General features: G+C 74.9%; 3 protein-coding genes and 1 pseudogene. 1 reads left to right on the top strand and 3 read right to left on the bottom strand.

Going from position 1 to position 5,610, the window contains the following annotated elements; genetic code table 11:
- Positions 1–338: pseudogene (locus tag ABZU46_RS30820) on the bottom strand (hypothetical protein); the annotation flags it as partial.
- A gap of 2 nt (positions 339–340) precedes the next feature.
- Positions 341–2,944 (bottom strand): FtsK/SpoIIIE domain-containing protein, encoded by a 2,604-nt coding sequence (locus ABZU46_RS30815; protein WP_354863218.1) that lies wholly within the window; start codon positions 2,942–2,944, stop codon positions 341–343.
- A 190-nt stretch (positions 2,945–3,134) separates the two neighbouring features.
- Here ABZU46_RS30815 and ABZU46_RS30810 point away from each other — a divergent pair, with 190 nt between their 5' ends.
- Entirely contained in the window at positions 3,135–4,667 is a 1,533-nt protein-coding gene (locus ABZU46_RS30810) for a M1 family metallopeptidase (RefSeq protein ID WP_354863217.1), read from the top strand.
- A 269-nt stretch (positions 4,668–4,936) separates the two neighbouring features.
- Here ABZU46_RS30810 and ABZU46_RS30805 read toward each other — a convergent pair whose 3' ends face one another.
- Positions 4,937–5,476, bottom strand: coding sequence for a hypothetical protein (locus ABZU46_RS30805; RefSeq protein ID WP_354863216.1), 540 nt, complete (start codon positions 5,474–5,476; stop codon positions 4,937–4,939).
- Positions 5,477–5,610: the final 134 nt, after the last annotated feature.

Here is a 5,610-nt window from a genome sequence, read left to right as displayed (position 1 = left end):
GACCAGGTGCCCGGGTCACCGGGCGAGCCGGTCGGCGGCGGCGAGCCGGTCCAGGTGGTGGCCGGCCCGGTTGCCGGCGGGCGGGGCGGGACGCCCGTACTCGTTCCCGGCGCGTCGTTGCCCGGTGCGGCGGTCGGGCCGGCCGGTGGCTGGTCGATGCCGATCGCGCGGCCGAGCTGGTCGAGGCGGTGGCCCTGGGCGGTCAGCCGCTGGTGCAGGTAGTCGGCGGCGGCGTGCAGGTCACGGCGGCGCTCGGACTCGGCTGCGGCGTCCCGCTCGCCGGCGCGGCGGTGCTCGGCGAGCTGTCGGGCCAGCGCCGCGTACTCCTCGAAGGACACTGTCAACGCTCCCCGTGCGGCTCGTGCCCGTCGCGGGCGAACGGCACGATCAGCCTGGTGCGCTGGTCGTGCCGGTCGACCAGCAGCGCCCGGTCGGCACGCGGCGTGTAGGCCAGGTCGTGCACCCCGAGGTGCAGGGCCAGCTCGGCGCCGGGCACGTTGAGCGCGACGAGGCAGGCGACGTCGTCGCGGTTCTGGGTGCCGCCGAGGTCGTCGGAGAGCCGCCGCAGGCCGCGCCACCAGCCGAGCAGGTGCACGCCCTGGGCGGGGCCGTGGCGCAGCAGCGTACGCAGGTCGTCCAGGCCGGAGCGGAACGTGACCGGGTCGGCCGCACCGAGGACCGGAGCGGCGGCGTCCATCCCGAACACCACCAGGTATTCGCGGCCGGCCGGCTCGGCGGCCAGCGTGGCGATCCGGTCGCGCAGCCCGGCCGCGTCGAGGCGGTGCACCGGGTGACCGGCGGCCCGCAGCGCGGCCTCGGTCTCGGCCGCGATCGGGTCGGCGGCGGTGACCAGGGAGGCCACCTGGAACCGGGCGTCGCCGGGGGTGTGTTGACGGGCCAGGCTCAGCGCGGCGGCGCGCAGCACGTCCGCGCCGGCCGGTGCGGTGCCCACCACGGCGAGGTGCCGGCCGGGGGTGGAGTCCATCAGGAACAGCGCCGTGGTGCCGTGCACGTCGACCGTCCGGCCGACCAGCGCCATGGGGCGTCGGCCACCGGGGCGCAGCCCGGCGAAGGTGGGATCGTCCTCGACGCGCGCCGCCTCGTACCCCTTGAAGACCGCCGGGGCCCGCGAGCCCGGCGGGCGGGCCTGCCACAGCTCGTGGCGCAGCGCGGCGAGGTCGGCCGCGGCGGCGTGCGCGTCGGGGAAGCGCAGCACGGTGTCGGCACCGACCGCGCCGGCGGCGGTGTTGACCACGGCCGAGCCGATCGGCAGGGCCGCGGCGGCGTCGTTGAGCTGGTCGAGGACACCGCCGCCGCCGGGCAGCGCCACCCGCAGCGCGAACTGCCCGAAGATCGCCTCGGCCCGACCGTAGAGCGCCTCGATGCCGGTCATGCTCTGACTGGCCAGCACCAGGTGGATGCCGTACGAGCGGCCCTTGCGGGCCAACTCCTCCAGCAGGTCGACGGATTCGCGGGCCAGCGCGTCGTTGCCAGCGAGCAGCACGTGGAACTCGTCGATGACGGCCACGATGCGCGGCAGCGGATTGTCCCGTGGCAGGTCGGCGAGCTTGGTGACGCCGTGCCGCTTCAGCGCGGTGGCCCGGCGCTGTGCCTCCCGGCGCAGCTCGCGCAGCACGGCGAGGCCGTACTCGCGGTCGGATTCGATGCCGACGGCACGGGCGTGCGGCAGCCAGGACGGGTCATGCCCGGTGGGCACGAACTCGGTGAAGCTGACGCCCTCCTTGAAGTCGAGCAGGTAGAGCTGCAACTCGGCCGGCGAGTAGCGCGCGGCCAGTCCGTACAGGACGTCGAGGAGGAAGACGGTCTTGCCGGCGCCGGTGCGCCCGCCGACCAGCCAGTGCGGGGTGGCATCGTCGAAGGCGACCGTCAGCGCGGTGTCGAAGGCGACCGTCAGCGCGGTGTCGAAGGCGACCGTCAGCGCGGTGTCGAAGGCGACCGTCAGCGGCGCGGGGCCGGCCCGGCCGACGACGGTGCGCAGCCCGTTGGCCGCGGACTCGGCCCAGCGCCGCTCGGGCAGCAGCTCGGCGAAGGGCAGCGCCTCGGCACGGCGGGCGGCGGCGCCGAGGTGCTCGGCGAGCGCGCGGACCGAGGCCGGCGGCGGGTCGCCGTCGAGCAGCACCGGGGCGGCGAGACCGCTGCCGTCGACGCTGAACGGGACGCCGGGCGGGTCGCCGACGTGCGCGTACCCCTCGCTGATCCGGAGGGCGGTGGTGCTGCCCAGCGGCGGTGCGGTCTCGCCGGGCAGCCGGGACGGATGGCCGGCGAGGAGCACGCAGACGGCGGCGGCCGGGCCGGCGTGGGTGAGCGCGGCGAGCCGGGCCAGCTCGCGCGGCGGCGGGGCGGCGGTGGCGACCACCAGCAGCAACTGCCGGGTGGAGGGATCGGCGTGCTGGGCGGCGCGGGCGTGCCGTTCGGCGGCGGTCAGCAGGGCGGCCACCTCGGATTCGCTGGTGGCCGGCGGGTCGAGCACGCCGGCGTCGAGCAGCGGGCGCAGCGGGCCGAAGGTGGCGCCCAGCGCGGCGGTGTCGATGCCGGTGACCCGGACCCGACCGGGTGGCGCGGTCGCGACCAGCCGCAGCACCAGCGCCCGCAGCAGCGCGGCGACGCGCCCGTCCCGGGCGTCGGTGTCCAGTGCCAGGTGGTGGCCGCCGCCGAGCGGCAGCAGGACCGGGAAGCCGCCGTCCGGAGTGGACGCCTCGCCGATGCGCACCGCGGCCGGTGTGTCGGTCAGCGCGGTGGCGCCGGGGGTGGGGGTGGCCAGCGCGCCGCCGAGGCGCGCGAGTCGGGCCACGAGGTCGCCCCCGCCCGCCTGCGCCGGCGGAGCAGGCGCCGCGCCGAGCACGCCCCGGGCGGCATCCAGGTGTACGCGGGCCGCCCGGTGGGCGGTGACCGCCTGCCCGTACGCCGACGCGAGCCTGCCCACGCTCTGCCTCCCACGCCACGGCCGTCCGGTTCGCCGAAACCCTAACGGACAGCGGTGACACCGGGACAGTAGCGACCCGCGCTTTCGCGGCGGCCGACGCCGTGACACGCCCGCAGCGCGCCGGGCCAGCGACGTTCACAGTTGTCGATTAGGTTGGCGGTGCGTACACCCGATGGAGGGAGTCCACCTCGTGCGACGAGTCCTCACGGCGGCCACCGCCGCCCTGACCCTCACCACCGCCGGCACCATGCTCACCGGCGCACCCGCCCCGGCCGCCCCGACGGGCTGGGGCCGGCCCGTCGTCTCGGTCGCGCCGCAACCCGGCGCTCCCGGCCTGGGCGACACCTACTACCCCGACTACGGCAACGGCGGCTACGACGTCTCGCACTACGACGTCCGGCTGCGCTACGACCCGGCCACCGACCGGCTCACCGGCACCACCACGATCCTCGCCACCGCGACACAGGACCTCTCGGCGTTCAACCTGGACTTCCTGCTCGACGTCGAGTCGGTGCGGGTCAACGGCTGGGAGGCCGGCACCGCCAGGGCGGGCACGCACGAGCTGGTGGTCACGCCAACCCGCACGATCACCCGGGGCCAGCAGCTCACCATCGTGGTGCGCTACGACGGCATCCCGTCGGAGACCCTGGTCGGCGGCTACACCGGTTGGACGCGCACCGACGACGGGGCGCTCGCGGTCAACGAGCCCGAGTCGGCGTGGTGGTGGTTCCCGAGCAACGACCACCCGCTGGACAAGGCCACCTTCGACATCTCCGTCTCGGTGCCCACCGGCGTCGAGGTGATCAGCAACGGCGTGCAGCCCCGCCCGCCGGCGGCCGAGGCCGGCAACCGCACCCGGTGGATCTGGCGGACCACCTCCCCCACCGCCACCTACCTGGCCTTCATGGCGATCGGTCAGTACGACATCGTCACCGACACCACGCCGGGCGGTCAGCCGGTGATCAACGCGTACAGCACCTCGCTGGGGGCGCTCGGGCCGGCCGCGCGGGCCAGCATCGAGCGGACCGGCGAGATCGTCGACTGGGAGAGCGGGATCTTCGGCCCGTACCCGTTCGAGGCGCGAGGTGGCGTGGCCGGGCCGGTGGACGGCATCGGCTTCGCCCTGGAGACGCAGACCCGCCCGGTGTACGGCCCGGGTTTCTGGCGTCGCGGCGCCAACACGTACGTGGTGGCCCACGAGAACGCCCACCAGTGGTTCGGTGACTCGGTCTCGGTGGCCGAGTGGCGCAACATCTGGCTCAACGAGGGCTTCGCCTCGTACGCCGAGTGGCTCTGGTCCGAGGAGCAGGACGAGGGCACCGCGCAGGAGGTCTTCGACTTCACCTACGCCAGCTACCCGGCCGACGACGAGTTCTGGCAGGTGCTGCCCGGTGACCCGGGCGCGGACCGGGTCTTCGACAACGCGGTCTACGACCGGGGCGCGATGACCCTGCACCAGCTCCGGCTGGCCGTCGGCGACGACGCGTTCTTCGCGATCCTGCCGGCGTGGACGGCCGAACACCGGCACGGCAACGGCACCATCGAGGAGTTCCAGGCCCTGGCTGAGCGCATCTCCGGTCTGGACCTGGACGAGCTGTTCACCACCTGGCTGTTCACCGCGGGCCGGCCCGACGTGGCCAGCGCCGCCCGCAAGGCCGCGCCGCCGGCCGAGCCCAAGTCGTGGGCCAAGATCCGCGAGTCCCACGAGTTGCTGTCGCACTAGCGGCAGTCGTCACCCGCAAGGCCCGTCGCCCAGGCGGCGGGCCTTGCGGCGTTTCCCGCTGGTCCCGCCGGAGCGATCTCACCTGCCAACGCAGCGTCCCCCGTCGCCCCTCCCCCACGCGTCCTTTGCTCTGCTTCAACGGACGCAACACCGGTTGTCCGACTATCGGACGGGCGGTGTTGCGTGGAGTGAAGCAGAGCAAAGGACGCGCGAGGGAGGCTGACCTCCGGGTCGGAGTCGTCGCCAGCGGCCAGATTCAGGCGGGCGGCTCAGGACGCCGGCGCCACCGGACGGCCCACGGTCGCCGGGGACCCGGCCGCCTCGGCCGTGCTGGCCTCGACGGCGCGGATGTGCCGGTAGGCGAACCACAGCGGCGGGAACGCCCCGACCGCGAAGGACAGGTCGATGAGCGTCCAGAACCACGGGATGTCCCGGATCGGGCCACAGATCAGCGCCAGCGGAACGATCCCCGCGCAGGCGATCATGCCGACCTGCACCACCCAGACGTTGCGCACCGGGTCACGCAGCGGCCCCCAGAACGCCACCGCCAGCACCAGGTGGGCGAAGGCCAGCCAGTCGGTGCCGTAGAGCAGGAACGGGTAGTCCTGCCCCGCCGTCACGAGTCCGGTGTGGACCCGCTCGATCCAGTCGACCAGCGCCGGCATCTGCCCGGCGAGCGGGTCCAGCGCGCGCAGCAGCCAGCGCACCTCGATCTCCAGCGGGAAGGCGGTGGCACCGCTCAGGAAGAGGCCGATCAGCACGATCCACAGCCACCGACGCGTACGCCGCAACCGCTCCTCGATGTCCATGACCGCAGCGTAACGATGATCTTGGCGCCGGTTCGTCCCGCCAGCGGTGACCGCTGTCTCACCGGCGTGGGGGCGGGGGGGGCCGGGGCGGGCCCCCCCGCCCGCCCCCCCCCGGGCGCCCCCCCACCCGCCCC

The sequence above is a fragment of the Micromonospora sp. NPDC005197 genome, assembly GCF_040608295.1.
Lineage (GTDB): Bacteria > Actinomycetota > Actinomycetes > Mycobacteriales > Micromonosporaceae > Micromonospora.
This window is presented reverse-complemented; position numbering and strand designations above follow the sequence as displayed.

Excerpts from the sequence above, each read along its gene's own strand:
- ABZU46_RS30805 (WP_354863216.1), bottom strand. The coding sequence starts at position 5,476 with ATGGACATCGAGGAGCGGTTGCGGCGTACGCGTCGGTGGCTGTGGATC.